This is a genomic window from Sphingobium agri, from assembly GCF_023051225.1.
Taxonomy (GTDB): Bacteria; Pseudomonadota; Alphaproteobacteria; order Sphingomonadales; family Sphingomonadaceae; genus Sphingobium; species Sphingobium agri.
Genome location: NZ_JALKHS010000011.1, coordinates 172,468 through 197,652 on the forward strand (window position 1 = coordinate 172,468; position 25,185 = coordinate 197,652).

General features: G+C 62.8%; 22 protein-coding genes. 13 read left to right on the forward strand and 9 right to left on the reverse strand.

The genetic code is table 11. The features are described 5' to 3' along the window. The first annotated feature begins 25 nt into the window (after nucleotides 1-25). From MU848_RS14520 to MU848_RS14530, 3 genes are all read left to right on the forward strand, one after another. Nucleotides 26-2,182, forward strand: coding sequence for an acetate--CoA ligase family protein (locus MU848_RS14520; RefSeq protein WP_247233675.1), 2,157 nt, complete (start codon nucleotides 26-28; stop codon nucleotides 2,180-2,182). 46 nt (nucleotides 2,183-2,228) lie between these two features. Continuing rightward, entirely contained in the window at nucleotides 2,229-3,554 is a 1,326-nt protein-coding gene (locus tag MU848_RS14525; RefSeq protein WP_201516068.1) for an MFS transporter, read from the forward strand. 150 nt (nucleotides 3,555-3,704) lie between these two features. Further along, nucleotides 3,705-4,952 carry a YceI family protein gene (locus MU848_RS14530; protein WP_247233677.1) on the forward strand — a complete coding sequence of 416 codons (1,248 nt, stop codon included), beginning with the start codon at nucleotides 3,705-3,707 and terminating at the stop codon, nucleotides 4,950-4,952. A gap of 96 nt (nucleotides 4,953-5,048) precedes the next feature. Here MU848_RS14530 and MU848_RS14535 read toward each other — a convergent pair whose 3' ends face one another. The 3 genes from MU848_RS14535 to MU848_RS14545 all read right to left on the reverse strand — a co-directional run bounded on the left by MU848_RS14535 (nucleotide 5,049) and on the right by MU848_RS14545 (nucleotide 7,895). Continuing rightward, entirely contained in the window at nucleotides 5,049-5,405 is a 357-nt protein-coding gene (locus MU848_RS14535; protein WP_201516070.1) for a cupin domain-containing protein, read from the reverse strand. A gap of 26 nt (nucleotides 5,406-5,431) precedes the next feature. Next, nucleotides 5,432-6,742, reverse strand: coding sequence for an NAD(P)/FAD-dependent oxidoreductase (locus MU848_RS14540; RefSeq protein ID WP_247233679.1), 1,311 nt, complete (start codon nucleotides 6,740-6,742; stop codon nucleotides 5,432-5,434). A gap of 112 nt (nucleotides 6,743-6,854) precedes the next feature. After that, nucleotides 6,855-7,895 (reverse strand): AraC family transcriptional regulator, encoded by a 1,041-nt coding sequence (locus MU848_RS14545; RefSeq protein WP_247233681.1) that lies wholly within the window; start codon nucleotides 7,893-7,895, stop codon nucleotides 6,855-6,857. A 153-nt stretch (nucleotides 7,896-8,048) separates the two neighbouring features. Between MU848_RS14545 and MU848_RS14550 the strand changes: the two genes are divergently transcribed. From MU848_RS14550 to MU848_RS14560, 3 genes are read left to right on the forward strand one after another with little or no spacing between them, the layout of a single operon-like run. Then, a complete protein-coding gene (locus tag MU848_RS14550) occupies nucleotides 8,049-9,455 on the forward strand; it encodes an aldehyde dehydrogenase family protein (RefSeq protein WP_247233683.1) in 1,407 nt (468 codons plus the stop codon). 28 nt (nucleotides 9,456-9,483) lie between these two features. Then, complete coding sequence (hpaE, locus tag MU848_RS14555) at nucleotides 9,484-10,989, forward strand: 5-carboxymethyl-2-hydroxymuconate semialdehyde dehydrogenase (protein WP_247233686.1); 1,506 nt, start codon at nucleotides 9,484-9,486, stop codon at nucleotides 10,987-10,989. Beyond that, a complete protein-coding gene (locus tag MU848_RS14560; protein WP_380800923.1) occupies nucleotides 10,986-12,413 on the forward strand; it encodes an NAD-dependent succinate-semialdehyde dehydrogenase in 1,428 nt (475 codons plus the stop codon). Before hpaE ends, MU848_RS14560 begins: the two co-directional genes overlap by 4 nt. A gap of 11 nt (nucleotides 12,414-12,424) precedes the next feature. Here the strand turns inward: MU848_RS14560 and MU848_RS14565 are convergent, their stop codons facing one another. Next, on the reverse strand, nucleotides 12,425-12,886 hold the full coding sequence (locus MU848_RS14565) for a MarR family transcriptional regulator (RefSeq protein ID WP_247233690.1): 462 nt from the start codon (nucleotides 12,884-12,886) through the stop codon (nucleotides 12,425-12,427). A gap of 83 nt (nucleotides 12,887-12,969) precedes the next feature. On the opposite strand from MU848_RS14565, the gene MU848_RS14570 reads away from it, so the two are divergent. The 6 genes from MU848_RS14570 to hpaD are packed head-to-tail and all read left to right on the forward strand — an operon-like array spanning nucleotide 12,970 to nucleotide 17,206. Next, nucleotides 12,970-13,590: a fumarylacetoacetate hydrolase family protein gene (locus MU848_RS14570; protein ID WP_247233692.1), complete on the forward strand. Its 621-nt coding sequence runs from the start codon at nucleotides 12,970-12,972 to the stop codon at nucleotides 13,588-13,590. Further along, nucleotides 13,587-14,339 carry a fumarylacetoacetate hydrolase family protein gene (locus tag MU848_RS14575; RefSeq protein ID WP_247233694.1) on the forward strand — a complete coding sequence of 251 codons (753 nt, stop codon included), beginning with the start codon at nucleotides 13,587-13,589 and terminating at the stop codon, nucleotides 14,337-14,339. The genes MU848_RS14570 and MU848_RS14575 overlap by 4 nt, the downstream gene beginning before the upstream one ends. 11 nt (nucleotides 14,340-14,350) lie before the next feature. After that, complete coding sequence (locus tag MU848_RS14580) at nucleotides 14,351-14,740, forward strand: 5-carboxymethyl-2-hydroxymuconate Delta-isomerase (RefSeq protein WP_247233696.1); 390 nt, start codon at nucleotides 14,351-14,353, stop codon at nucleotides 14,738-14,740. Beyond that, the gene (hpaH, locus tag MU848_RS14585) at nucleotides 14,740-15,546 is read left to right on the forward strand and encodes a 2-oxo-hept-4-ene-1,7-dioate hydratase (RefSeq protein ID WP_247233698.1); all 807 of its coding nucleotides are present in this window, start codon (nucleotides 14,740-14,742) and stop codon (nucleotides 15,544-15,546) included. The genes MU848_RS14580 and hpaH overlap by 1 nt, the downstream gene beginning before the upstream one ends. After that, nucleotides 15,543-16,307, forward strand: coding sequence for an HpcH/HpaI aldolase family protein (locus MU848_RS14590; protein WP_247233700.1), 765 nt, complete (start codon nucleotides 15,543-15,545; stop codon nucleotides 16,305-16,307). The genes hpaH and MU848_RS14590 overlap by 4 nt, the downstream gene beginning before the upstream one ends. Nucleotides 16,308-16,357: 50 nt before the next feature. Further along, the gene (hpaD, locus tag MU848_RS14595; RefSeq protein WP_247233702.1) at nucleotides 16,358-17,206 is read left to right on the forward strand and encodes a 3,4-dihydroxyphenylacetate 2,3-dioxygenase; all 849 of its coding nucleotides are present in this window, start codon (nucleotides 16,358-16,360) and stop codon (nucleotides 17,204-17,206) included. Between the two features lie 54 nt (nucleotides 17,207-17,260). Here the strand turns inward: hpaD and MU848_RS14600 are convergent, their stop codons facing one another. Both MU848_RS14600 and MU848_RS14605 read right to left on the reverse strand, forming a co-directional pair. Beyond that, complete coding sequence (locus tag MU848_RS14600) at nucleotides 17,261-18,466, reverse strand: MFS transporter (protein WP_247233704.1); 1,206 nt, start codon at nucleotides 18,464-18,466, stop codon at nucleotides 17,261-17,263. A gap of 43 nt (nucleotides 18,467-18,509) precedes the next feature. Continuing rightward, entirely contained in the window at nucleotides 18,510-20,891 is a 2,382-nt protein-coding gene (locus MU848_RS14605; protein ID WP_247233706.1) for a TonB-dependent receptor, read from the reverse strand. A gap of 175 nt (nucleotides 20,892-21,066) precedes the next feature. On the opposite strand from MU848_RS14605, the gene MU848_RS14610 reads away from it, so the two are divergent. Next, entirely contained in the window at nucleotides 21,067-21,852 is a 786-nt protein-coding gene (locus MU848_RS14610; protein WP_201516083.1) for an SDR family NAD(P)-dependent oxidoreductase, read from the forward strand. Nucleotides 21,853-21,855: 3 nt separating this feature from the next. Here the strand turns inward: MU848_RS14610 and MU848_RS14615 are convergent, their stop codons facing one another. The 3 genes from MU848_RS14615 to MU848_RS14625 form a co-directional block, all read right to left on the reverse strand. Further along, the gene (locus MU848_RS14615; protein ID WP_247233708.1) at nucleotides 21,856-22,911 is read right to left on the reverse strand and encodes a phosphotransferase enzyme family protein; all 1,056 of its coding nucleotides are present in this window, start codon (nucleotides 22,909-22,911) and stop codon (nucleotides 21,856-21,858) included. Next, nucleotides 22,911-24,200 carry an aspartate aminotransferase family protein gene (locus MU848_RS14620; protein ID WP_201516085.1) on the reverse strand — a complete coding sequence of 430 codons (1,290 nt, stop codon included), beginning with the start codon at nucleotides 24,198-24,200 and terminating at the stop codon, nucleotides 22,911-22,913. Before MU848_RS14620 ends, MU848_RS14615 begins: the two co-directional genes overlap by 1 nt. An 81-nt stretch (nucleotides 24,201-24,281) precedes the next feature. Further along, complete coding sequence (locus MU848_RS14625) at nucleotides 24,282-25,184, reverse strand: AraC family transcriptional regulator (RefSeq protein WP_247233709.1); 903 nt, start codon at nucleotides 25,182-25,184, stop codon at nucleotides 24,282-24,284. Between the last annotated feature and the right edge of the window lies 1 nt (nucleotide 25,185).

Sequence of the window (25,185 nt, forward strand, 5' to 3'; positions counted from 1 at the left end):
CCGAGAGTTTTGGAGAGACGGACCCATGACGGCCGACACCCTCAATCCGCCCGTCGCCACCGCTGCCCGCACCGGCAATGCGCTCGACCGGCTGCTCCGCCCGCGATCGGTGGCGATCGTCGGCGCATCGGACAAGCCGGGCGCACTGGGCGCATCCGTCCTGTCCAACCTGACACGCAACGGCTTTTCAGGCGACATCCACCTCATCAACCCCAAGCGCGCGGAAATCGGTGGACGGCCATGCCTGCCGTCGGTCGATGCGTTGCCCGACGGCGTGGATGCCGCCGTTCTCGCAATCCCGCGCGCCGCAGTGCTCGATACACTGAAGGCACTGGCCGCGCGCAATGCCGGCGCTGCCGTCATCTTTTCCGCAGGATTTGCCGAGGGCGGTGAAGAGGGCTTGGCGGAACAACGGGAGATCGGCCGGATCGCCGCTGAAACCGGGATGGTTGTCGAAGGGCCAAATTGCCTTGGCATGACCAACTTCATCGATCGCGTGCCGCTCACCTTCGTGGAAACCGACGCCAAGCCTCTGGGCGACCGTCCCGGCATCGGCGTCGTGTCGCAAAGCGGCGCGATGGCCTGCGTCCTGTGCACCACGCTCGCTTCGCGCGATCTGGGCCTGTCCTTCTCGATCTCGACCGGCAACGAAGCCGCATCGGGCGTCGAGGATTATGTCGACTACCTGCTGGAAGACAGCGCCACCCAGGTGATCGCGATGATCGTGGAGCAATTCCGCAAGCCGCAGCGCTTCCTCGCCGCCGCCCGCCGCGCCCGCGCGCTGGGCAAGACGATCGTCCTGCTGCACCCTGGCCGCTCAGCCGCCGCGCGTGAATCCGCCGCCACCCACACCGGCGCGATGGCGGGCGACTATCAGGTGATGCGCGTCAAGGTGGAGCGCGCGGGCGTCATCCTCGCCGAAACGCTTGAAGAATTGGGCGACATCGCCGAGATTGCTGTGCGCTGCCCCACCATTCCGGCTGGCGGTGTTGCAGTGCTGGGCGAAAGCGGCGCGTTCAAGGCGCTTACCCTCGACTTGTGTGAAGCCATCGGCCTCGACCTGCCGCAGGTCAATGATGGCAGCGCCCCTGCCCTGCGGGCGGCGCTGCCCGATTTCGTTCCCGTCTCCAATCCGCTGGACCTGACCGCGCAAGGGCTTGTCGATCCCGACCTCTATCGCCGGACGCTGGCTGCGTTGTTCACCGACGACCGGTTCGGCAGCATCGTCACGGGGATCATCCAGACCGATCCCGTGACGGTCGGCATCAAACTGCCGCCGATCCTGCGCGCCGTCAGCGAACTGACGCCGGACAAGCCGATCATCTTTGCCGGACTGGACGAAGGCGCACCGGTACCACCCCATCAGATCGATCAACTGCGCACGCTCGGCATTCCCTATTTCCCTTCGACCGAGCGCGCCTTTCGTGCGCTGAAGCGGCTCAACGACCATGCGCGTCGCGACTTCAGCGAGGGGTCCGCCGCTCCCCTGCCCGCCCCGGCGCTGGCCGGACGAAGCGGCGTCATCCCGGAATATCGTTCGAAGGCGATCCTCGCGCCCTTGGGCATCCCGTTCCCCAAGGGCGCATTTTGCACCAGCATCGACGAGGCGCTGAGCGCGGCCGAGGCGATCGGCTATCCGGTGGTGATAAAGGCGCAGGCCGCGAGCCTCAGCCACAAGAGCGATGCGGGTGGCGTCGTCCTCAACCTGTCGAACGCGGACGCACTGCGCGCGGGATGGGACCGGTTACATGCCAATGTCGCCGCCTATGACGCGGCCATCGCTCTGGACGGCGTCCTGATCGAAGGCATGGGCGAGCGCGGCGTCGAACTGATCATCGGCGCGAAAAACGATCCCGATTGGGGTCCGGTCATCCTGTGCGGATTTGGCGGGGTCACGGCGGAAATCCTGCAGGACGTCCGCCTGATCACCCCCGGCCTCACGGTGAGCGCCATCGCAGCTGAACTGGACAAGCTCAAGCAAGCGCCCCTGCTCCGCGGCTTTCGCGGGTCGCCAGCGCTGGATGTGGAGGCGGCGTCGCAGATTATCCACACGCTCGGCCGCATCCTGCTGGCCGAACCGTCGATCCGGGAAATCGATCTCAACCCGGTCATCGTCTATCCTCGGGGTCAAGGTGCCATCGCTCTCGACGCACTCATGCTGACAGCGCCGAAAGAGGGCTGACGCGGCCACGAATTTCCAGATCAATAATCATTCAGGGGAGGCAGGGATGGTGCAGAGTGGAACGGATATCCGGCGAATGCTGGATGAAGCTCCGATGGGGCGCCTGCAAATCATGGCGGTCGCCCTGTGTGTCATGCTGAACGCCCTGGACGGTTTCGACGTGTTGGCCATCAGCTTTGCGTCCCCGGGCATTGCCGCGGAATGGGGCATTGATCGCGGCGCGCTCGGCATCGTGCTGTCGATGGAACTGATCGGCATGGCCGTGGGATCAGTGCTGCTCGGCGGCCTGGCCGACCGCATAGGCCGCCGCCCGACCATCCTCCTCTGCCTTATGGTCATGGCCGCCGGTATGTTGGCGGCGACCTTCTCCTTCAGCGTCGTATCACTATCGGCAGTGCGGCTAGTCACCGGCCTGGGCATTGGCGGAATGCTGGCCTGCACCAATGCCATCGTTGCGGAACTTGCCAACGCCCGTTCCAGGAGCCTGGCCGTCGCCCTGATGGCGGCGGGCTATCCGATCGGCGCGATCCTTGGCGGTTCGGTCGCATCCATGCTGCTGGTTTCGGGAGGATGGCGCGACATCTTCCTGCTGGGAGGTGTCGTCACCGCGATCTTCCTGCCTTTGACGTTCATGCTGCTGCCTGAATCGATCGGCTTCCTGCTGCAAAGGCGTCCGGCCAACGCGCTGGAACGGATCAATAGATTGATGGCGCGGATGGGGCGCAATCCCCTTGCCGCTTTGCCCGCTCCGGACCCGGTGGCTCCCAAGGCGTCATTCGCAGCGCTGCTCAGTCCCGGCCTGGCGCGCACGACGGTGCTTCTGACGGCCGCCTATTTCTTCCACATCATGACATTCTACTTCATCCTGAAATGGGTGCCGAAGATCGTCGTGGACATGGGTTATGCGCCTTCGTCCGCTGGCGGCGTGCTGGTATGGGCCAATGTCGGCGGTCTGTTGGGCGCGCTTTCGCTCAGTGCGCTCAGCTGGCGCCTGGATGTTCGCGCACTGGTGATCGGCGCGCTGCTGTTCTCGACGGCCATGGTGACCGTTTTCGGTCAGGGTCAGGCCGGCCTTTCCGGCTTGGCGCTGGTGGCGGCGGCTGCAGGATTTTTCACCAACGCTGCTGTCGTCGGCCTCTATGCCATTATCGCCCACGCTTTCCCAACAGCGGTCCGGGCGGGGGGTACAGGCATAGTCATAGGCGTCGGCCGTGGAGGAGCCGCTTTGGGCCCGATAGTCGCGGGTTTTCTTTTCACGCTAGACTTCAAGTTGCAGGCCGTCGCGATCGTCATGGCATCAGGCTCGCTGATCGCCGCCTGTGCCTTGATACTGCTGCTGGCGCGGCGGAGTAGCATCCAGGTCACAACGTGAGCGCTGTCGGCTGTCAAAGGGTCTGATATACGATCCGATGATCGATCATCCGAGGCGGCGTCCGCGGAGATCATGGGAGCATGTGACCCAGTTGCAATTTGGTCATGGCGCCGCTTTTCTTCGACGTCTCCACAGGGAAAAACACGGACCATGTCACCCCAACGTTACTCCATTGCGGCGATCGCACTCCATTGGTCGATCGCCGCCGCCCTTGCCTTTCAACTGTCGCTGGGATGGCAGCTATCGGACATTTCACCAGGTGCGGGGCAGTTCGCCGCCTATCAGCTGCACAAGTCGGTCGGGATCGTCATCCTGCTGCTCACACTGGCGAGGGTGGCGATCCGTATTTTTCATCCGAGGCCTGACGCCCTGACGGACGACCGCTTGGCGGCATTCGCGGCCAAGGCGACGCATCGGCTTCTCTATGCCGTCATGCTGCTTGGTCCATTGAGCGGCTGGGCGCTGGTGTCCACCAGCAGGTTGCAGGTGCCGACATTGTTGTTCGGGACGATCCCCTGGCCGCACCTGCCGATCACGCGCAGCTTCAACGGGATCGCTTATGACGCGCATCTGTTGACGGCTTATCTGCTCGCCGGATTGATCGTGCTGCACGTCGCGGGCGCCATTCGTCATCCATTTTTCAAAGGTGAAAATCTGCTGACCCGTATGGCCCCGCGCCTGGCACCGGGCGTCGCGATGGCGGGCGCGCTTGCCATTATGACGCTTGCGGCTTCGGCCTCCTTCCTTCTGACCGGAAAGACCGCGACAGCCGTCCCGCAACAGCAGCTTGTTCCCCCGTCCATGAAGGCAGCAGACTCTCTGCCGCCCTCTTCGCCAGCGCAGCCATCTGCTGCGGCACCCGAAGCCCAGACGCCGGAGGTCAAGGCCGAGGCGGCTGCCATTCCCCTGTCGCAGTGGCGCCTGACCGGGCCGGGGAAACTCGGTTTCACAGCCATGTGGAACGGCGCGGCCGTGAACGGATCCTTCCGTCGCTGGACATCGGAGATCAGCTACAGTCCCGACGATTTGCCTGGCAGCGCGATCACGGTGATGATCGACTTGGCCTCTACCGTCACGGGCGACAGCCAGCGGGACGAAACGCTGCAAGGCCCCGATTATTTCGGCGTGTCAGCCCATCCCGAGGCCGTGTTCCGCGCCAAGGGTTTCCGGCCGAAGGGCGATGATCGTTACGAGACACGGGGCACGCTGGATCTGAACGGACGCAGCCACCCGGTGACGCTACGCTTTACCCTGCGGCAGAATGGCCACATCGCACGGGCGGAAGGCGGAGCGGAGATCGACCGTAATCTGTTCGGTGTCGGTTCGGCCACTGACGAAACGATCGCCGCAAAGGTCGCGGTAAGTTTCGCCCTGACCGCGCAAAGAGTGGATCAGTGATGAAGCGATGGGGCTCAATATCGGCAGCGGGCGCTCCACTGACTGTTTGGCGAACTTAGAACCCCTTCAATTGCCGGACATGCACGGCCATGACGATCAGGCTATGGCGACATAATTTTTGGTGAAGCGATCGCTGTGAATTTCCCACAGGACTGAAGTGCCCTTTTCGACGAACCAACCGTCTCCAGGGCCATAGGTCGTACTCTTACCGGTGCCCTCGTCAGTCAGCGTCACGCTGCCTTCGACCACGATGGAATGTTCGGAAAAAGGGTAAGTCATCCGGAACTTGCCCTTGACGGCCGCGAAATAACCGCATGACAGCGGCATGTCCGGGGAGCCATGGACGATCTTGCCGAAGCACAGTCCCTCTCCTTCCACTATCTCCGATCCCAGATCGGCGACGGTGCCCCAGCTATCGAGTTCAGGAATATGATTCTGATATATGGCGAACATTGACTAACCTCCTTTGACTTCACCGATCAGCGGCGGCCATTGAAAAAACCGGAAATCTGGTGCCAGGTCTTCGCAGCCGACAACATGCCACGGCGCAGCGAATCCTTGCCCAGCACCCGCATATGCGGGATCGAACTCATGAGGTCGTAGCGTGCCGAACCTTCGCTCATGCCCTCTGCCAACACCTTGCAGACGATATGCGACGGCGTGACGCCGAAGCCCGAATAACCCTGAACGTAAAAGGCGTTCGGACGGCCGGACAGCGTACCGATCTGGGGAAAGAGATTGGCGCTGCACGCCATCGGCCCGCCCCAGGCATAGTCTATCTTCACCTCTTTGAGATAAGGGAAGGTCTTCAGCATCAATGGCCGGGTCCAGGCCGCGATGTCGGACGGGAAATATTCGAGCATCTGCGTGGCAGAGCCATAAAGCAGCCTGTTGTCAGCCGTGACCCGATAATAATCGATCACCGGCCGGATGTCGCTGTAGGCGCCCCGGATCGGGCTGATACGCTGGATCAGTTCGTCGGATAGGGGTTCGGTCGCGATCTGATAGGCATAGGTGTTGATCGTCTTCCCATATATTTCCGGTTCCAGGCCCGCCAGAAAGCTGTCGCACGCCCAGAGCAGCTTGGATGCGCGAACGCTGCCTGCATTGGTGCGAACGGTGATGCGGCCGCCATATTCGACGCTGATCACGGGACTGTTTTCAAAGATCCGCGCTCCATGGCCGACGAGGGCCATGGCTTCGCCGAGCAACAAGTTCAGCGGATGAACATGGCCGCCGCCCATATGCCTGATCGCGCCTGCGAACACTTCCGATCCGATAACCTGTTGGACATCCTTGCCCACCAGCAACTCGATGTCCTCATCGGGACTGGCCGCGCGAAATTCATCGACCCAGGTTCGCAGCGTGTTGAGCTGCCGCTGATTATAGGCGAGATAGGCGTAGCCGCGCCGGACATCGGCATCGATGCCATATTTTTCCGCCCGGCCGCGCAGGATGCCGGCGCCCAGGCTCGCAATCTCGAACAGGGTTTCGAGGCCCTCCTTGCCGACATGTCGGGCCACCTTGTTGATATCGTGGCCGATCCCCGCCATCACTTGGCCACCGTTCCGGCCCGTGCCGCCATATCCCAGATGGCGTGCCTCCAGGACGGCGATATTGGTGATGCCCTTTTCCGCAAGTTCCAATGCTGTGTTGATGCCTGAAAAGCCGCCCCCGACGACGACTACATCTACGTCGATGTCCTGCGTCAGGCGGGGATATTGGACGTCATATCTTTTCGTGGCGGTATAATAATTGAGGGCGTCGATCCGCCGCATCACTTCCCGCATCGAGCCTCTCCCAAAATTCAGAGGCAAATCTGGCGGGGGAATCATCACAAGGATATGGCAGATCACGACAAGAAAGAGACAAAGTGCGCCACGATCTGGCGCGCTGCGGATGTCAGCTGGCGCGGACCGGCTTACGCCCACGGATCAACGAACGCCCGGTCCATCCCCGGTAAGCGCGGGACAGCACTGACCGTTCCGAATAGCCGAGCGCTTGCACCAACCCGGCCACATCGCCGCGCCCTTCGCCAAGCCGCGCATCGGCCAATCGCGTGCGGTGATCGCGCAGCAACTGGCGCAATGACGTCCCCTCCTCTGCAAGACGGCGTTGCAGGCTTCTTTGAGGAAGGCCAAGCGCGGCGGCCATGCCCTCCAGCGTGATCGGCCGTTTGTCGAGATACATGGCAATCAGCCATTCGACCCGCCCGGTAAAGCTATCCTCTGCCAGATGGACCTGGAGCAGTTCGGTAACGTGCCTTTCAAGGATATGCATGAGGTCGCGGTCTTCGACGCGGTTCACTCGCTCTACATCCTGCCTGGACAGCAGCAGTCCGTTCGTGGGCTGATCGAACAAGATCGGCGCACGGAACAAACGGCGCAGCGGACCCACATCCGCCGGTGCGGCATGTTCGAAATGCACCTCGACCGGCCACCATGGCGACGTCAAGCAGCTGCGGATCAATTCACAGGTTGCCATGACCGCATATTCCGCATCCTGCCGCCGAGGCCAGATTCGCGGATCGTGAATCCGGTACGCCCACAACATATGGTCGCCCGCATTCAGCAGACCGGAAGATGTCGAAGTCTGAAAGGCCGGCAAATAGCGGCCCATGCGCGCGAATGCGTCGCCAAGCGTGCCGGACAGGGAAAATAGCAGTCCGGTCGGGCCGATATCGGCGGGGCGGAAACAGCTGCCCATCTCCGCGCCAAGGTGCGGCGCGTCAAGCAGATCAGCGGCATCCTCAAGCAGCGCTATATAATGCGCGAGCGGCATGATCGCGTAAGGATCAATCAATCCTGCAAGGGCAACATCGTGCCGGGCGAGAAGCGCGGCGACCTTTTCGTCATCCTTGTCGATCCGCTCAAGCAGCCGTTGGACGCTGACCGCCCTGATGGTGGGGACCTGTGGTGCGCCTGCTCGCTTTCGCTGCGGCATTGTCGTGCCCTCGCCTTTCTGCGACGCGGCTCGCGTCTTTCGACCATGGAAATGACAGCAGTCGAAACAAAAGGCCAGACGCCGATCGACCGCTTGAACAATTTATCATGATAAGTTATATGGGGCGAAATCTGAGGAGAAGGATCGCCACGAATGACCTATGCTGGCGCTATCATAGGCGGATCGCCTGAATATGGCGAAACGCTGTCCATTATAGCCAATCCTGCGACAGGGGACGCTGCGGGAGAGATTGCCATCACCGACGCCGCAGCGTGCGAGCGAGCGATCGCGGCGGCGCGCGCCGCCTTTCCTGGCTGGGCGGCAAAGCCCGATGCGGAGCGGCAGGCCGCCGTCGCCCGGTGCGCCGACATCATCGAAGAGCATGCGGAAGAACTCGCCCGCCTGCTGACCGCCGAACAGGGTAAGCCGATGAACGGCACGGGATCGCGGTTCGAAGTAGGCGGCGCGGCGGCGTGGACGCGGCATACGGCGGGCCTGGTCCTGCCGGTCGAATATGTGCAGGATGACGATGCCGCGCATATCGCGATCCACCGCCGCCCACTGGGCGTGGTCGCGGCGATCACGCCGTGGAACTGGCCGCTGATGATCGCCATCTGGCAGATCATGCCCGCGATCCGCGCCGGGAACACAGTGGTGATCAAGCCGTCACCCTTCACCCCGCTGTCCACGCTGAAGCTTGTCGAACTGTTGCAGGCGGCGCTACCGCCCGGCGTGCTCAACGCCGTCGCCGGACCCGATGAGCTTGGCAGCCTGCTGACCAGCCATCCCGATATCGCCAAGGTCTGCTTCACGGGGTCCACCGCTACGGGGCGCAAGGTGATGGCGAGCGCCGCGCCGACGCTGAAGCGTCTGACGCTGGAACTGGGCGGCAACGATGCCGGTATCGTCCTGCCAGATGCCGACCCGCAAGCCATCGCCGAAGGCCTGTTCTGGGGCGCGTTCATCAACAATGGGCAGACATGTGCGGCGTTGAAGCGGTTGTTCGTCCATGACAGCATCTATGATGCCGTGTGCGACGCGCTTGTCGCTTATGCCGCGTCGGTCAAGACCGGTCCCGGAACCGAGGAGGACAGCGCTCTCGGCCCGCTGCAGAATGAGATGCAGTTCCGCAAGGTCGCCCGGTTGGTCGATGAAGCGCGGGCGGATGGCGCGCGCGTCCTGACCGGCGGCAGCCCGACGGCGGGCGCTGGCCTTTTCTATCCCGTCACTCTGGTCGCCGATGCAAAGCCCGGAATGGCGCTGGTGGACGAAGAGCAGTTCGGTCCCGCGCTGCCGATCATCCGCTATTCCGATGTCGGGGAAGCGATCGCCGCAGCCAATGCAGCGGATGTAGGCCTGGGCGGATCGGTGTGGTCCTCTGACATCGATCTCGCCCGAGACCTTGCATTGCAGCTGGAATGCGGGACCGCCTGGGTCAATAAACATGGCGCCATCCGGCCTGACACGCCCTTTGGCGGGGTCAAGGCATCCGGCTTCGGCGTCGAGTTCGGGCCGCACGGCCTGAGTGAATTTCTATCCCTTCAGGTGCTGCATGACTGATGCGGCCCTTTCATCCCGGAGTTTGCCGATGACCGACAAGCGCGCCCTTGCCATGGCGGCGATCGACCGTTTCACCGCTGCCCCATTGGGCCATTTCATCGGTGGCAAGCCGGTTGCAGGCGAGGGAACGCTGTTCGACGTGCTGGAACCGGGCACCGGCGATGTGCTGGGCCAATGCGCCGACGCTACCGAAGCGCAGCTGGAGGCGGCAGTCGCCGCCGCGAGCGAGGCCTTTCCCATCTGGGCGGCGACCCCGGCCGATGAACGGCGCAGGATACTCAACCGCATGGCGGACCTGATCGTCGCCCATGCGGACGAGATCGCGGCGGTCGAGTGCCTGGATGCCGGGCAATGTTGGCGCTTCATGTCCAAGGCGGCGCTGCGCGGGGCGGAAAATTTCCGCTTCTTCGCTGATCGTTCACCAGCCGCCGCCGATGGGCAGGCACTGTCGGCGCCCGATCATCTGAATTACACCACCCGCAAGCCGATTGGCCCGGTCGCGGTCATCACCCCGTGGAATACGCCCTTCATGCTGTCCACATGGAAGATCGCACCCGCGCTGGCCGCGGGATGCACGGTGGTGCACAAGCCTGCCGAATGGTCGCCCTATTCAGCGCGGCTGCTGGTGGAGATCGGGGCGGAAGCCGGGCTGCCCGCAGGCGTCTTCAATGCGGTCAACGGCCTGGGCGAAACCACCGGCCGCCGCCTGACCGAGCATCCGGGCATCAAGGCAATCGCCTTCGTCGGTGAATCCTCTACCGGCAGCGCGATCATGCGCCAGGGCGCGCAAAGCCTGAAGCGCGTGCATTTCGAACTCGGGGGCAAGAATCCCTGCATCGTGTTCGACGATGCCGATCTGGATGCGGCGCTGGATGCGGCGATATTCATGATCTATTCGCTGAATGGCCAGCGCTGCACGTCCTCGTCCCGCTTGCTCGTCCAGCGCAACATCTACGATGCCTTCGTGGCGAAGGCAGCCGAGCGGGTAAAGGCTCTCAAGGTTGGCGACCCCTTCGACCCGGCGACGGAAGTCGGTCCGCTGATCCACCCGCGCCATTTCGACAAGGTCGCAAGCTATGCCGGGATCGCTGCCGGGGAAGGCGCGGTCATCGCTGCCGGTGGGGCGCCCGTGGGCGGGACGAACGGCTTTTTCTTCCAGCCGACCTTGTTCACCCAGGCCGAACAGTCGATGCGGATCGCGCGCGAGGAAATATTTGGTCCTGTGCTGACGGCAATCCCGTTCGACGATGAAGCCGACGCGATCGCCAAGGCCAATGACGTCGATTACGGCTTGGCAGGCTATGTGTGGACCCGCGATCTCGCCCGGTCGCTGCGCGTGTCGGAGGCATTGGACGTCGGCATGGTGTGGGTGAACAGCGAAAATGTCCGCCACCTCCCCACCCCATTCGGCGGGGTAAAGGCAAGCGGCATTGGTCGCGACGGCGGCGATTGGAGCTTCGACTTCTACATGGAGACGAAGAATGTCGCCCTGGCGCGCGCCACGCACAAGACGCCGCGAATGGGGGTCCGGTGACATTGGACCTGAGGCCTGACGCCTGCCTGATCGGTGGGGAGTGGCGTAGCGGGAGCGAATGGCTGGAAGTCCGCAATCCCGCCGACGGCGGCCTGATCGCCCGCGTGCCCGCAATGGGCGCGCAGGAGACGCAGGATGCGATCGCGGCGGCGGCGGCGGCATTTCCCGGCTGGGCCGCTCTTCCCGCATCCGCGCGCGCCGATGCGCTTCGCCGTTACCATCAGCTGGTCATGGACCATCAGGAACAGCTGGCGCGCATCCTGACCGCAGAACAAGGAAAGCCGCTGGCCGAAGCGCGCGGCGAGATCGCCTATGCCGCAAGCTTTCTCAGCTGGTTCGCGGCCGAAGCCATGCGCGCCTATGGCGAAGTCATTCCGGCAACGCAGGCGGACCGCCGCATCATGGTGATCAAGCAGCCCGTGGGCGTGGCGGCCGCGATCACGCCCTGGAACTTCCCGGCGGCGATGATCACCCGCAAGCTCGCCCCCGCTCTGGCGGCCGGATGCTCCATCGTGATCAAGCCTGCCGAACAGACGCCGCTCACCGCCTTTGCGCTGGGCGTCCTGGCACAGGCGGCGGGCATTCCCCCGGGCGTGGTCAACATCGTCACCGGCGATCCTGTCGCGATCGGCGGAGCACTCACGGCCAGCCCTGTGGTGCGGAAGCTGAGCTTTACCGGATCGACGCGCACCGGCGCGCTTCTCTATGCGCAATGCGCTCCCACGGTGAAGAAGCTCAGCCTCGAACTGGGCGGCAACGCCCCGTTCCTGATATTCGACGATGCCGATATCGACGCGGCCGTGGAAGGGGCGATGATCGCCAAGTTCCGCAATGGCGGCCAGACCTGTGTCTGCGCCAATCGCTTCTACGTTCAGGACGGCATCTATGATCGCTTCGTCGAGGCCTTTGCCGCCGCCGCCGACGCGCTGACGGTCGGACCTGGCGATGCGCCCGGCACGGCGATCGGTCCGCTGGTCGATGATGCGGCGGTCGCAAAGGTGACGGCGCTGATCGCCGACGCGAAGGCGAAGGGCGCGATGCCGGTAGGGGCGGAAAGACCAGTCGAGGGCCGGTTCGTACCGCCTGTCATTCTGGCCAATGCTGCTCCCGGCATGCGCCTGCTCAAAGAAGAGATATTCGGCCCGGTCGCACCCGTCATCCGCTTTGCCGACGAGGCAGAGGCCATCCGTCTGGCGAATGCGGTGCCCGATGGCCTTGCCGCCTATGTCTATACCCGTGATCTGGCGCGCAGCTGGCGCGTGGGTGAAGCGCTGGAGGCCGGGATGGTGGGCGTCAATACCGGAGCAATCTCCACCGAGGTCGCGCCCTTTGGCGGCATCAAGATGTCAGGCCTGGGCCGCGAAGGATCGCGCCACGGGCTGGACGATTATCTGGAACTCAAGACCATGACGGTCGCGCTATGAGGGGGCGGCGGTCACCGGTCGGGGGAAAAGGGTTCGAGCGCTTTGGCGAGTTCGCGCGCTTCGGCGATGAAATCGCGCAGCCGCTGTTCGCCAAAGGCTTCGGCATAGGCAGACAGCATCGGCACCGTATAGGTCGCGGTCCCCTGCACCAGCCGCCGCCCTTCATCGGAAATGGAAATGACCGACCGGCGACCATCGTTGGGATCGGTGCTGCGCACGACCCACTGGCGCTCGGTCAGTTCCCGCAGGATGCGCGTGACGGTAGGCGCGTAGAGCAAGGCTTCCTTGGCGATGCTGCTCGCGTCCAGCTCATCAACCTCCGTCAGCACGCGCAGCACGCGCCATTGCTGTTCGGTCACATTCGCTTCCCGCAAGATCGGGCGGATCGGCGCCATCACCGCCTCGCGAGCCGCCAGCAAGGTTCCCGCCAGCGATTCGGAATATCTGGTCAGTCCGGCCTTTGCCTTCGCCATGCTCACCCCCTTCGGCGGCAGCCCCGGGTGATTCGGGTGCGACCGCTTACCCTGTTACCCTGTGCCAGCGAGAGGACAAGACGATGATTTGCAAAGGGCACATCTATGGGGTGATATTGAACGACCGGGAGGAACGTGTCCGGCTCGCCCAGGCTTTTCAGGAAAAGCCTTATCTCGCGCCGCCTGCTGCCCCGGTGGTCTACATGAAGCCTGCCGTGACTCTGTCGCGCAGCCCCGTGCGGCTGGAACCCGGGCGGAGCGCCGTGGCGGGCGCGACCGTCGCGCTGCTGATCGCGCGGGATACGACCGGCGTCAGCGCGCAGGAGGCGATGGAGTGCGTGGGCGCGGCCTCGCTCGCCATCGACATCGCCTATGAGCAGGCGGACTATTATCGGCCCGCAATTGCGCAGCGCAACGCTGACGGCTTTCTGGTGATGGGGCAGTGGCGCGCGCCCGCATTGCCCGAACAAATCAGGACCTTTGTAGACGGCAGGGTGGCGCATGACTGGCCGCTGGACCGGCTCGTCCGTACGCCTGGCCAGCTTATCGCGGACATATCCGCTTTTCTGACGTTGCGCGCGGGCGATGTGCTGCTGGCCGGGCTGCCGGGCGATGCTCCAGACGTCCAGCCGGGCGTGGATTTGCGCGTGGAGGCTGACGGGTTCGAACCCGCCATTGCCTTGATTGAGGAGTATGCGCAATGAAGAGGGCGCGCATCTATCATCGTGGCCGGGACATATGGGTCCGGGTGTCGCAGGACGAACAGAGCCTGATCCTGCCCAATGGATCGTCCATCCCCGCCACGGCCGCGCAGTGGCTGCCGCCGGTCGTCAACGGAGCGGCAGTCTACGCGCTGGGCCTCAACTTCGCCGATCACAATAAGGAACTGGGGTTCGCGCCAAAACTGGCCACGCCGCTGATCTTCATGAAGGGCGGCAATTGCTTTGTCGGGCATGAAGGCGACACGCCCCGGCCCGCCGACGGCAACCAGATGCACCCCGAATGCGAGCTGGTGGCGGTAATCGGTCGTCCCGCGCACAACGTGACGGAGGCAGAGGCGCTGGCCTGTGTCAGCGGCTATACCGTCGCTAACGACTATGCGATCCGCGAATATCTGGAAAATTACTACCGGCCCAATGCCCGCGTGAAGAACCGCGACGCGACGACGCCGATCGGCCCGTGGATCGTCGATGCCGCCGACGTGCCCGATCCGCAGGCGCTGAAGCTGAGGACCCATGTGAATGGCGAGTTGGTTCAGGACGGCACGACCGGCGACATGATCATGTCCGTGGCGGAACTGGTCGCCTATCTTTCCCGCCACACAAGATTGATGCCCGGCGACATGATTCTGACCGGCACACCGCAGGGCGTCCATTTCTGCGAGCCCGGCGACATAGTGGTGACGCAGGTGGAAGGCGTCGGCCGACTCGTCAATCATCTGGTTGCGGCCTGAAGGGGAAAGACATGGCGCATGCAACCGTAGAATATACCGCCAATATCGAGGGCGCATTCGAGCTTGACGCGCTGCTCGCCCTGATCGCGCGCCATATGCGTGAGGAGGCGGGCGGCGTGTTCCCGGTCGGCGGCATCCGCGTGCGCGCCATCAGGCTGGACCATTATGTCATCGCAGACGGGAAAGGGATGGACGACGCCTTCGTCAATATCGACGTCAAGATGGGCGCGGGACGCCCGGCCGAGTTCCGCCAGAACTATTTCGATGCCCTTTTCGCCTCCATTCACGGCTTTTTCGAGCCCCTCTTCACGCTCCGCCCTTTGGCGCTGTCGATGTATGTGGAGGAAGCGGAGGGCTGGAAGGCCAACACCATCCACCAACGACTGCAAAAAGCGGACTGATGCCACTTTCTCCCGAAATCGTCGAAACCCTGGCCGCACGCCTCGATGAGGCAGAACGGCAGTGCGTTCAGGTCAGCCAGTTCTCTTTGGAACATCCCGGCATGACGCTGGAGGATGGCTATGCCGTCAGCCGCGCCTGGGTTGCGAAGAAGCTGGCGGGCGGACGCAAGGTGATCGGCCACAAGATCGGGCTCACCAGCCGTGCGATGCAGCGGTCGTCCAATGTGACGGAGCCCGATTTCGGCACCCTATTGGACGACATGTTGTTCCTGGACGGCCATGACATCCCGATCGACCGCTTCATCGAACCGCGCGTGGAAGTCGAACTGGCCTTCATCCTGAAGCATCCTCTCAAAGGGCCCAGCGTCACGCTGTACGATGTGCTGAACGCCACCGATTACGTCACCCCGGCGATCGAGATCATCGATGCGCGCATCGAACGGATCGACCGGGCGACAGGCGTCACGCGCAAGGTGTTCGACACGATTTCCGACAATGCCGCCAACGCGGGCATCGTGCTGGGCGGGCGGCCGGTGAGGCCCGACGCCGTCGACCTGCGCTGGATTTCAGCCTTGCTCCACCGCAATGGGGTGATCGAGGAATCCGGCGTCGCGGCGGCGGTGCTTAATCATCCCGCCAATGGCCCCGCGTGGCTCGCCAACAAGATCGCGCCTCATGGCGAATGGCTGGAACCGGGCCAGATCATCCTGGGTGGAAGCTTCACAGCACCCGTTTTTGCACGGCCGGGGGACAGCTTCCATGTCGATTACGGCCCCTTGGGCAGCATATCGGTGAGGTTCGCATGATCCCCTTCAAGGAAAGGCTGGCACAAGGACGTCCGCTGATCGGGCTGTGGCAAGCGCTGGCGAACAATTATACCGCCGACATCTGCGCCCGGCTGGGCTTCGACTGGCTGTTGTTCGACGGGGAACATTCGCCCAACACCGCCCAGACGCTGCTTGGCCAGTTGCAGGCGGTCGAGCGGCACGGACCGGAGCCGATCGCGCGGGTGCCCGCGAACGATCCGGTGATCATCAAGCAATATCTCGACATCGGCTTTCGCACCCTGCTCGTCCCAATGGTCGACACGGCCGAGCAAGCAGCAGCAGCAGCAGCAGCCACCCGCTATCCGCCTGATGGCATCCGGGGTGTTGCGAGCGGGACCAGCCGCGCCGCCGGGTTCGGCCTTGATCCGGGCTATCTCAACAGGGCAGCTGAGGGGCTGACGGTCATCGTCCAGATCGAAAGCCGCGAAGCGCTGGCCAATGCCGGAGCGATCGCCGCCACGCCGGGGGTCGATGCCGTGTTCGTCGGCCCTGGCGACCTGGCCGCGTCGATGGATCATCTTGGCGATGCGGGACATGCGCAGGTGCAGGCCGCAGCCCGGCAGGCGCTGGAGGCTATCCGCGCTGCGGGCAAGCCTGCGGGCATATTCGCGCTGTCGCCGGACTATGCACGCCTGTGTTGCACGGAGGGCTATGCCTTCGTCGCGGCGGGAACGGACATCGGGCTGCTGGTCAAGGGCGGCAAGGCGCTGATCGATGCGGTCAGGGAAGAACAGCCGTAGCGCGGGCGACGCTCGCGGCGCATAGGTTTTGAGGAAAAAGGAGTGCCACGATGGGCAAGGTTTCACTGGTGGCGAAGATCACCCATGTGCCGTCCATGTATCTTTCGGAACTTGATGGCCCGCACAAGGGCTGTCGCGAGGCCGCGATAGAAGGGCATCGTATCATCAGCCGCCGATGCCGGGAGTTGGGCGTCGACACGCTAGTGGTATTCGACACGCACTGGCTGGTCAATTCCGGCTATCATGTGAACTGCGCCCCGCGATGGGAGGGTATCTACACATCCGGCGAGCTGCCGCATTTCATCAAGGACATGCCCTATGCCTGCGACGGCAATCCAGCTTTGGGCGAATTGCTGGCGGCCGCCGCGACACAGGCCGGAGTGCATACGCGCGCGCACCAGTTGGCATCGCTGGAGCCCGAATATGGCACGCTGGTGCCGCTGCGCTACATGAACCCGGACCAGCATTTTCGCGCCGTGTCCGTGTCCGCACTCTGCATGGTGCACCGCCTTGAAGATTCGATGACGCTCGGCCGCGCCATGCGGGAAGCTGTGGAGCGCGATTATGACGGCAATGTCGCCTTTCTCGCCAGCGGATCCCTGTCCCACCGCTTCGCGCAAAATGGCGAGTCCGAGGAATATAGGGACAAGATCTGGAGCCCTCTGCTGGAGGCCGTCGACCGCCGCGCGGTGGAAATGTGGGAGCAGGGCGAATGGCGCAGCTTTGCAGGGATGCTGCAGGACTATGCCAGCAAATGCCATGGCGAAGGCTTCATGCACGACACGGCGATGATGATGGGCGTGCTGGGCGGCGCGGACTATAGCGGCAAGGCGGAAGTGGTGACGCCTTATTTCCCATCGTCGGGCACGGGCCAGATCAACGCCATCTTCCCGGTGTGACGCGCTGAACCGTTCATGGGCTCCGGCGCAGGCAGGCGCCTATATTCGCTGAGATCAGCCAGCGTCGGCAAAGGCGCCATGGGGGTGGATCGCCGTGACGTGCCGCTTGCGCAGCGGCAGGATCAGCAGGACGAAGCTTAGCAGGAAGCAGCCGATGCACACCGCCTCCACAAGAGTGAAGTCCCCGCTGCCGATCAGGCGGCCGGACAGGATCGGCCCGCCGCCCAGACCGATCATCTGCACCGCGATGGCGGCGCGCATCATCAGGCCCTTGCCGTCCATCTCGTTGACGGCGCCCAGGATGAAGGGCTGAACCATGTTCCAGAGGAAGTTGAACCCGCACACCGCGATCAGGAACGTGGCGGAGCCGGGCTTACCGATGAGCATGCCGATGCAGGCGACACCCCCCCATATCCCCACCACGAACACGGACATCCGCCCGATCCTCTCGGCGAGGATGATCGCGGCCAGCGCGCCGCCGACGGCCACGACCTGAGAAATGAAGAGCGCGTCGGCGACCTTCTGCTCGCCAAGGCCGGCGGCAATGCCGATCAGGAACAGGTTTGCCCAGGCGATGCCCTGCGCCAGATTATAGACCAGAACCCCGGCCAGCGCGGCGATCATGATCGGGATCGCTGGACTGGAGGCCGCATGGCTTTCCTCGACATGCCGGTCGTCGGACGATCGCGGCAGGAAAGGCGCGCACATCATGGAGAGCAGCGTCGCTACGGCAAAGGCGAGAAATATGCCCTGAAGCCCAATCGTCGCGAACAGCATCGGCGCCTGCCATATTCCAATCGCACCATAGGTCAGCAGGACGACGAGATAATAAGCGAGGTTCCGGTCCGTGCGGCGGGTGAGGCCGACGAAGCTGAAGCTGAGGCTGATGATGCCGCCTTCGCCCAGCCCGGCCAAAAAGCGCGCGGCCCCGAACCATCCGCCACCCGCCGTGATCGCGGACGCGACATTGCCCGCCGCGGCGACCAGCAGGAACGCGACGGTCAGCTTGCGCCAGTCCAGCCGGTTGCCGAGGAACGCCAGCACCACCGTGATCAACGCGACGCCTGACATCTCTATGCCGGCCAAGTCGACCGCCTGAGTTTCCGTCAGGCGGAGCTGGGTGACGAACCCTTGTACCAAAGCTGGCTGGACGATGAAGGACAGGACGCCGATGGTTCCGAGCAGCACGAAGCTGGCGATGGCCAGCGGATGATCGGGATGCGACCTTGCCCGTGTCCTGTCCGCATGCTGCTGCATCATACCGAAGCCTCTCCCCCCGGATATATGTTGAGCATGCGGGTCATCACCAGGAAATCCGCGCCGTCGCGCCATAGGTGGCGGGCGGCGCGTAGTAGGATGTCGTGCCCAATATGCCGAGGTTCAGCGTGTAGGCGCGATATTCTTCGCCGAAAACATTCTTGCCCCACAGGGTGACGGCGAACGTATTGCTGGGATCGGTCCAGCTCAATGACAGGTTCGTCACATTATAGGCGGGTTGCACGGAGGATGGTGCGTTGGTGACTTCCAGAAACTGCTTGTCGTACCAGGCTCCGTCGACCTGCACCGCACCAGTCCCGCCGCCAAGGTCGAAATCATAGCGGGCAAGATAGTTCAGACTGAAACGCGGCGCGTTGGGAAATTCCGCGTTCTTGACGGTCGTTTCGGGAAAGACACACCGAAATGCGCCGCCGATATTGGTGCAATATTGCGCGTCGGGCGCACCGGGGAAGAGTTCAGGCCCGATCTGCTCGCCCGCTGCGCGCACGGTCTTCACCTTGGATGTTTCCCAGCTACCGCCCAGCATCACGTTCAGGTGCCGCACCGGCTGCCAGGTGAGCTCCAGTTCAGCACCGGTGGCGATGGCGTCGCTGTTCGACACTTGCGGCGTGCCGCCGATCATGGCGAAGGCCTGATGATCCTCGTAAATATAGTGGAACAGCGTACCGTTCACGCGAAGCTTCTGGTCCGGCGTCGACAGTTTCGCGCCCAGCTCGAAACTGTGCAGGGTTTCCGGCTTGTGCTGGAACAACTCCGCCGTGACGGTCGGGCTGAGCGTCCAGTTGCCGCCCTTTATGCCACGATTATAGGATGCGAAGATCAACGTGTCGCGATTGGGCTTGAAGTTCACCGACAGACGCGCTGCATAGTCACCTCGGCTGATACGATCCGCTCCGGGCCGCTGGCTGGCGAAGCTTTCGTCGGTCGCCAGGGTTCTGTCGGGAAAGCCAGTGTCACTCAGTGTCGATACATAATCCATGGACTTTGTATCCTTGGAATAGCGCAGCCCGGCGATCAGCGACAGGGAGGGCGTGAGCTGATATTCGCCCTGGCCAAAGACCGACCAGTTCTTCGAAACCAGGTCATAACGTTCCAGGACGCGCGGATCATTGGCGGAGCCGTTAAGGTCGATCGCGTTGCCGATGACGGGGGCGCCGATAGTGCTCATCGTGCCCTTGGTCCGCATGTCAAGATAATAGGCGCCGACCTGCCATTTCAAAGGTCCCGCATCGCCCGCGAGGCGCAGTTCCTGCGAGAATTGATCATATTTGGCAGTCGTGCCGAAGACGATGACTTCGACCGGAAGCCCGTCGCCATCTTCCAGATAATTTTTGTTGAGCGCAGTATAGTTGGTGATCGATGTCAGTTCGACGCCGCCCAGTTTCCAGCTGATATTGGCCTGTCCGATATGGACATGGCGATTGAGAAAGCCTGCCGTTCCGGAAAAATTGTCATAGGGCGACGCCTTGGCGCCCGTGATGCCATTGATGACGCCGCCGGGTCCGTTGGTAAGGCCCGCCGGATTGACGCGGCAATAGCTATTGGCTTCGAAGACGCAATTTTCGTATGTATAGGCGCCCGTCGGCACGTCATGATCGCGCGAATATTTATACCATAGTTCGACCATCAGGTCGGGCGTGACGTCGATCTGGGTCGTCGCCCGCAACGAAAAGGCGTTCTGGCCGCCGACATCCTGGCCTGAACTGACAAGGCCGCTGGCGGCGTCCGTATCCTTGGCCTTGATATAGTTGCCGCCAAGCGCCCGGCGCATCGACAGGCGCGCGCGCCAGCCTTCGACGATCTGGCCGCCCACAGCGCCCTCCAGTGATCGCTGGTCGAACCAGCCATAGCTGCCTTCGACATGGCCGTTGAAGTCGCGGTCGGTCGCGGCGCGGCTCAGATAATGGACGACGCCGCCCGTCGCATTACGGCCGAACAGCGTCCCCTGCGGTCCCCGCAGCACCTCCACCCGCTCGATATCGAACAATTGGCCGCTTATGCCATTGATCGATCCCATATAGGCATTGTCGGTATAGACCGCGACGGGTGCTTCCAGATAATCGGTGAAGTTGTTCTGCGAAATACCCCGCAGATTGAAGATCGTCACATTGGGTGACCAGGCATTGATGTGCATCGCCGGGATTTGCTGCGTGATGTCAGTCGTGTTGGTGATCCCGAGGCTTTTCAACTGATCGCCGGAATAGGCGGAGATCGATACCGGTACGTCGCGCAAGCTCTGTTCGCGTTTCTGGGCCGTGACCGTGATTTCGCCAAAGGGGCTGGAAGGCGCAGGCGCCGGATCGATCTGAGGCGTTGCGGGAGCATCCTGCGCGAAAGCAGGATGACTGCCCAGCGACACCGCCATCAAGGAAACCGCGCTTAACCATGGAGCAGACCAAGTCATCATCAATCTCCCCTTTTTGTCACCGCCGCGTCCATCATTGTCATGGATCGTGGCAGGGCCGTTCGGCGAACCGTCCGACGAGCTGCGAAGGCATCAGCCTCCATTGCCCTTGGATAACTTATCATGATAATTTATTCAATAGCGCAGTGGTGTTGCTTTATGAATGGGACAGATCGTCATGAGATTCGACGGGAAGGTCGCGTTGATAACCGGCGGCGGCAGTGGAATCGGCGCTGCGGCGGCGCGCCGCATCGTGAGCGACGGCGGCCGGGTGGTCTTGCTCGGGCGGCGGCGCGAGACACTGACGCAGGTTGCAATGCAGTGCGGCGGTCTGGCGATCGTGGGCGACACCACCAACCCGGACGACATCCAACGGGCCATCGACAAGGCAATTGAGGAACTGGGCGGCATCGACATTCTGGTGGTCAGTGCAGGCATCGAACAGCTGGGGTCGGTGGAAAGCATTTCCCTTCCGGACTGGCGCCATACGTTCGAGGTCAATCTGGACGGCGCGATGCTGGCCGCGCGCGCCGTCATTCCAGCGATGCGCACCCGCGGAGGCGGGGCCATCGTGCTGATATCCTCGGTTGCGGCGCTCGCGGGGGCGCCGTCCTACGCCGCCTACTGCGCATCAAAGGCAGGGGTCCTGGGGCTCAATCGATCCATCGCTTTCGACTATGGGCCGGAAAATATCCGCTGCAACGCGGTGTGCCCGGGCTGGACGCTAACCGAAATGGCGCGGCGAGAGATCGAGGATATGGCGCGCGAAAAGGGCATGGAGGCCGTGCAGCTTCAGGAGGAACTGACCCGCGCCTACCCTCTGCGCCGCATGGCAACGCCCGATGAGATTGCGGCCGTCGTGGCTTTCCTGGCGTCCAGCGACGCGTCCTTCATGACGGGAACGGCCATCAGCGTCGATGGCGGCGGCGGCATCGTCGACATCGGGACACTCCCCTTCTGCTGATCCTCAACTGCCCAGAGGATGTTTCCGCGCGTCCGCCAAATATCGATCGGCCAATTCACACGTCCGCTCGATGATCATGGGCCCTTGTGTCTGCGCCGTTTCGGTCTCGTAACGCGTCTGCGTCCATCCCATATAGGTGGTGCCGCGCAGGAAGAGAAAGAGCGGCAGCATCGCTTCATGCTCCCTCGGCAACGTCGCCTCATGCCGATAGCCGCGCAGCAACGCGTGGGTCAGCTGCGCATTGTCATTCTGGTGCTCCAGGAAGAACAGCGCAGTGGCAAGTTCGAACATATGCCAACCAAAGCCGCAATCGTCGAAATCGATCAGATTGATCCGCTCACCATCGAACAGCAAATTTTCGGGTACGAAATCAGCGTGGATAAGGCCATAGCGATCGCTGCCCTTGCCAAAGGCAGCTAGATCACGCGCGGCCCGCTCCCGCGCCTGCTGCAGCAGCGTAAGCTGTGCCGGGGTGAGCCCCGGCATGTTCCAGAACTGCCCCCAAAATGGCTCAGGCCCGATCAAGCCATGTTCGTCCCATGCATGGCGCACCATGGTCCCAGCACCCCTCCATGTCCGCGAATGGCCATGAACCCGCGCCGCAAGCGCCCCGACCTTCTCCATCGCCGCGATCGCGTCGGAGCCAGTCAGCGCAAGGCCTTCGTCAGCCGATCCGATCGGCGTTCCGGGCAACCACTCCAGGAAATCGACCTGGCGCGGCTCAGGGACGGCGGGATGGGTAATGCCGACAAGCGCATCACCGCCATGGCTGAGCGCGGACAAGGGTGCGCCCACGCCCGCATCGGACAATGATCGCATCCATGCCAGTTCCGAACGCAACGCATCGCTGCTGTGATAGCCATGTCGGTGGATGCGGACGGCAAAGCGGCGGCCATCGTCCCGAAACACGGAAAACACCGCATTCTCGCGATATTTCACGGGCGTCAGTCGGGTGAAGCGCCCCGGCCACTGCTTTAACGCCGCCTCGGCCAGCAACTGAAGCGCAGCGATCTGTTCGTCCGGCGTGCGCGAATAGAATGTATAGATCGGTGCAGGCATCAGCGGGCCGCCTCTTCCAGCGTTTCGTCAAGCGCAGCGAGCAGAATGTCTGCCTGCTCGAAGGTGAAGATCATCGACGGACGCATCTTGAGTATGTTGTCGAAGGGACCGATGCGGCTGAGCAGCACGCCCCTGTCCTTCATCCGGTTGACGATCCTGCCCGCAAGGGGAGAAGGGTTCTTGCTCACCCTGTCCGCAACCAGTTCGAGCCCGAAAAACATGCCGCGGCAGCGCACATTGCCGATGATCTCGTGGCGCGTCATCAACTCCGTCAGCCGGTTCTGGACATAAGCTCCAACCGTGGCGGCGTTTGCGATCAGATTTTCATTTTCGATCACTTCGAGAACGGCGGCGGCGGCGGCGGTGGCTACGGGATTTCCACCGAATGTATTGAAATAGTTCGCGCTCCGGCCGAACTCGTCGACCACATCGTAGGACGATATGACGCTGCCGATCGGAAAGCCGTTGCCCATCGGCTTGCCGGTAGTGATGATGTCGGGGGTGATGCCATGATATTGGTGGGCCCACATCGCGGCGCCGGTCCGGCCAAAGCCTGACTGCACCTCATCGGCAATGACTAGGCCGCCCGCCGCTCGAACCAATTCAACCAAGCCGGTGAGATAGCCCGGCACGAATTCGGGCAGGCCTTCATTGGCCAGGGAAGGATCGATCAGCAGCGCCGCCAGCTTGACGCCACTCTCCTCCAGCGACGCGATCGCCCCGCGTGCCTCATCCAGATAATGGCTCGCCAACTCCGCGTCGGACCGGCCCTGCCGGTGACGGTAAGGGTCGGGCACCTGCACCAGCCGGGCAAAGTCCGGAAAGGGCTCCGGCACTGGAAAGGCGGTGCAGAGTGACGCGAGCACAGCCGAATTTCCGTGATAATTGACGCTGCTGGCGATGATGCCCGTACCGCCAGTCACATGCCGGGCGATGCGTAACGCCAACTCGTTCGATTCGGTGCCGGTGCATGTGAAGAAGACACCCGCATGATCATAATCGGTGGTGGCGGCCAACCGTTCGGCATAATCGACGACATTGCCGTGCAGGTAACGTGTATTGATGTTGAGTGTCGCAAGCTGCCGCGACGCCGCCTTCACCACATGGGGATGGCAGTGGCCGACATGCGGCACATTGTTGTAAACGTCCAGATAGCGGCGGCCATCGGCATCGAACACCCACGCCCCTTCGCCACGGACAAGATGCAGGGGCTGCTCATAGAAAAGCGGTGCGCCCGTCCCCAGCACCTGCCTGCGTCTTTGCAACAGAGAATGGTCATCGTCATTCATTGCAGCGCATCTCCTTGCCCGCTCTCATTATATTTATCATGATAATTGATATTCGTCCATAGCGGAGCGGAATGAGCGGCTTCAGTTCCTATCCACCTCGGCCAGTGCGCGCTGTTGTGCCCGCCACCGGGCGGGGGACAGGCCGGTTTCCGCGCGGAATGCCCGGCCGAAATGCGCCGGATCGCTGAATCCCAATGCAAAGGCGACGTCGCCTGAACTGAGCGCGGTATAATGGAGCAGCCGCTTTGCCTCTAGAAGGATGCGGCCCCGGATCACTTCGGACGCGTTCCGCCCCGCTCCTTCGCGGCAGGCGCGGTTGAGGAGATAGGGCGTCGTTCCCAGCAGCGCGACATAGGCATCGACCGTGCGGCATTCCCGAAACCGCCGGTCGAGCAGGCTGAGGAAGCTGGAAAACAAGGCTGCCGCTTTTGGCGGGGAAACCTGTGCCAACCGGTCGGCCTCGAAAAGGCGTGCGAGCATGATCATGACGATCTGCACATGCGCGCTCACCACATGTTTAAGCGCCCAGGACGGGAATTGATGTTCCCGCTCCAGGTCCAGAAACGTCTCCCTTAACCGGTCAACCAGTTCCACTGGTATTTTCGCGACCAAGGGAGTTCGCGCCAACGTTTCGACGGGCGCGGCATCGACATGGGCCAGGACATTGGACAGAAAATCATGCGACAAGCTGAGCACGATGGCGTCGGCGGCCGCGTCGACCGTGAACCCATGAACGACGCTGGCGGGCATCCATGTCAAGGTGCCAGGCGCGAGGTCATGCTCCGCGCCATCGGCGGTGAAGCGCCCTTCCCCCTGCAACCAGTAGGAAAGCTGGTGCAGATGCGGATGCACATGCGGTTCGACATTGCCATGATGCAAAGTCCCGCGATCGCTGATCCGCTCGACATGGATGAAGCGTGGATCGAGATCGCGGATATGCTGTCCGTAGATAAAATAATAAGGGGGCACAGCCGCGGAACGCATC

Coding starts and splice junctions, on each gene's coding strand:
- MU848_RS14520 (WP_247233675.1), top strand. CDS start 26: ATGACGGCCGACACCCTCAATCCGCCCGTCGCCACCGCTGCCCGCACC.
- MU848_RS14525 (WP_201516068.1), top strand. CDS start 2,229: ATGGTGCAGAGTGGAACGGATATCCGGCGAATGCTGGATGAAGCTCCG.
- MU848_RS14530 (WP_247233677.1), top strand. CDS start 3,705: ATGTCACCCCAACGTTACTCCATTGCGGCGATCGCACTCCATTGGTCG.
- MU848_RS14535 (WP_201516070.1), bottom strand. CDS start 5,405: ATGTTCGCCATATATCAGAATCATATTCCTGAACTCGATAGCTGGGGC.
- MU848_RS14540 (WP_247233679.1), bottom strand. CDS start 6,742: ATGCGGGAAGTGATGCGGCGGATCGACGCCCTCAATTATTATACCGCC.
- MU848_RS14545 (WP_247233681.1), bottom strand. CDS start 7,895: ATGCCGCAGCGAAAGCGAGCAGGCGCACCACAGGTCCCCACCATCAGG.
- MU848_RS14550 (WP_247233683.1), top strand. CDS start 8,049: ATGACCTATGCTGGCGCTATCATAGGCGGATCGCCTGAATATGGCGAA.
- hpaE (WP_247233686.1), top strand. CDS start 9,484: ATGACCGACAAGCGCGCCCTTGCCATGGCGGCGATCGACCGTTTCACC.
- MU848_RS14565 (WP_247233690.1), bottom strand. CDS start 12,886: ATGGCGAAGGCAAAGGCCGGACTGACCAGATATTCCGAATCGCTGGCG.
- MU848_RS14570 (WP_247233692.1), top strand. CDS start 12,970: ATGATTTGCAAAGGGCACATCTATGGGGTGATATTGAACGACCGGGAG.
- MU848_RS14575 (WP_247233694.1), top strand. CDS start 13,587: ATGAAGAGGGCGCGCATCTATCATCGTGGCCGGGACATATGGGTCCGG.
- MU848_RS14580 (WP_247233696.1), top strand. CDS start 14,351: ATGGCGCATGCAACCGTAGAATATACCGCCAATATCGAGGGCGCATTC.
- hpaH (WP_247233698.1), top strand. CDS start 14,740: ATGCCACTTTCTCCCGAAATCGTCGAAACCCTGGCCGCACGCCTCGAT.
- MU848_RS14590 (WP_247233700.1), top strand. CDS start 15,543: ATGATCCCCTTCAAGGAAAGGCTGGCACAAGGACGTCCGCTGATCGGG.
- hpaD (WP_247233702.1), top strand. CDS start 16,358: ATGGGCAAGGTTTCACTGGTGGCGAAGATCACCCATGTGCCGTCCATG.
- MU848_RS14600 (WP_247233704.1), bottom strand. CDS start 18,466: ATGATGCAGCAGCATGCGGACAGGACACGGGCAAGGTCGCATCCCGAT.
- MU848_RS14605 (WP_247233706.1), bottom strand. CDS start 20,891: ATGATGACTTGGTCTGCTCCATGGTTAAGCGCGGTTTCCTTGATGGCG.
- MU848_RS14610 (WP_201516083.1), top strand. CDS start 21,067: ATGAGATTCGACGGGAAGGTCGCGTTGATAACCGGCGGCGGCAGTGGA.
- MU848_RS14615 (WP_247233708.1), bottom strand. CDS start 22,911: ATGCCTGCACCGATCTATACATTCTATTCGCGCACGCCGGACGAACAG.
- MU848_RS14620 (WP_201516085.1), bottom strand. CDS start 24,200: ATGAATGACGATGACCATTCTCTGTTGCAAAGACGCAGGCAGGTGCTG.
- MU848_RS14625 (WP_247233709.1), bottom strand. CDS start 25,184: ATGCGTTCCGCGGCTGTGCCCCCTTATTATTTTATCTACGGACAGCAT.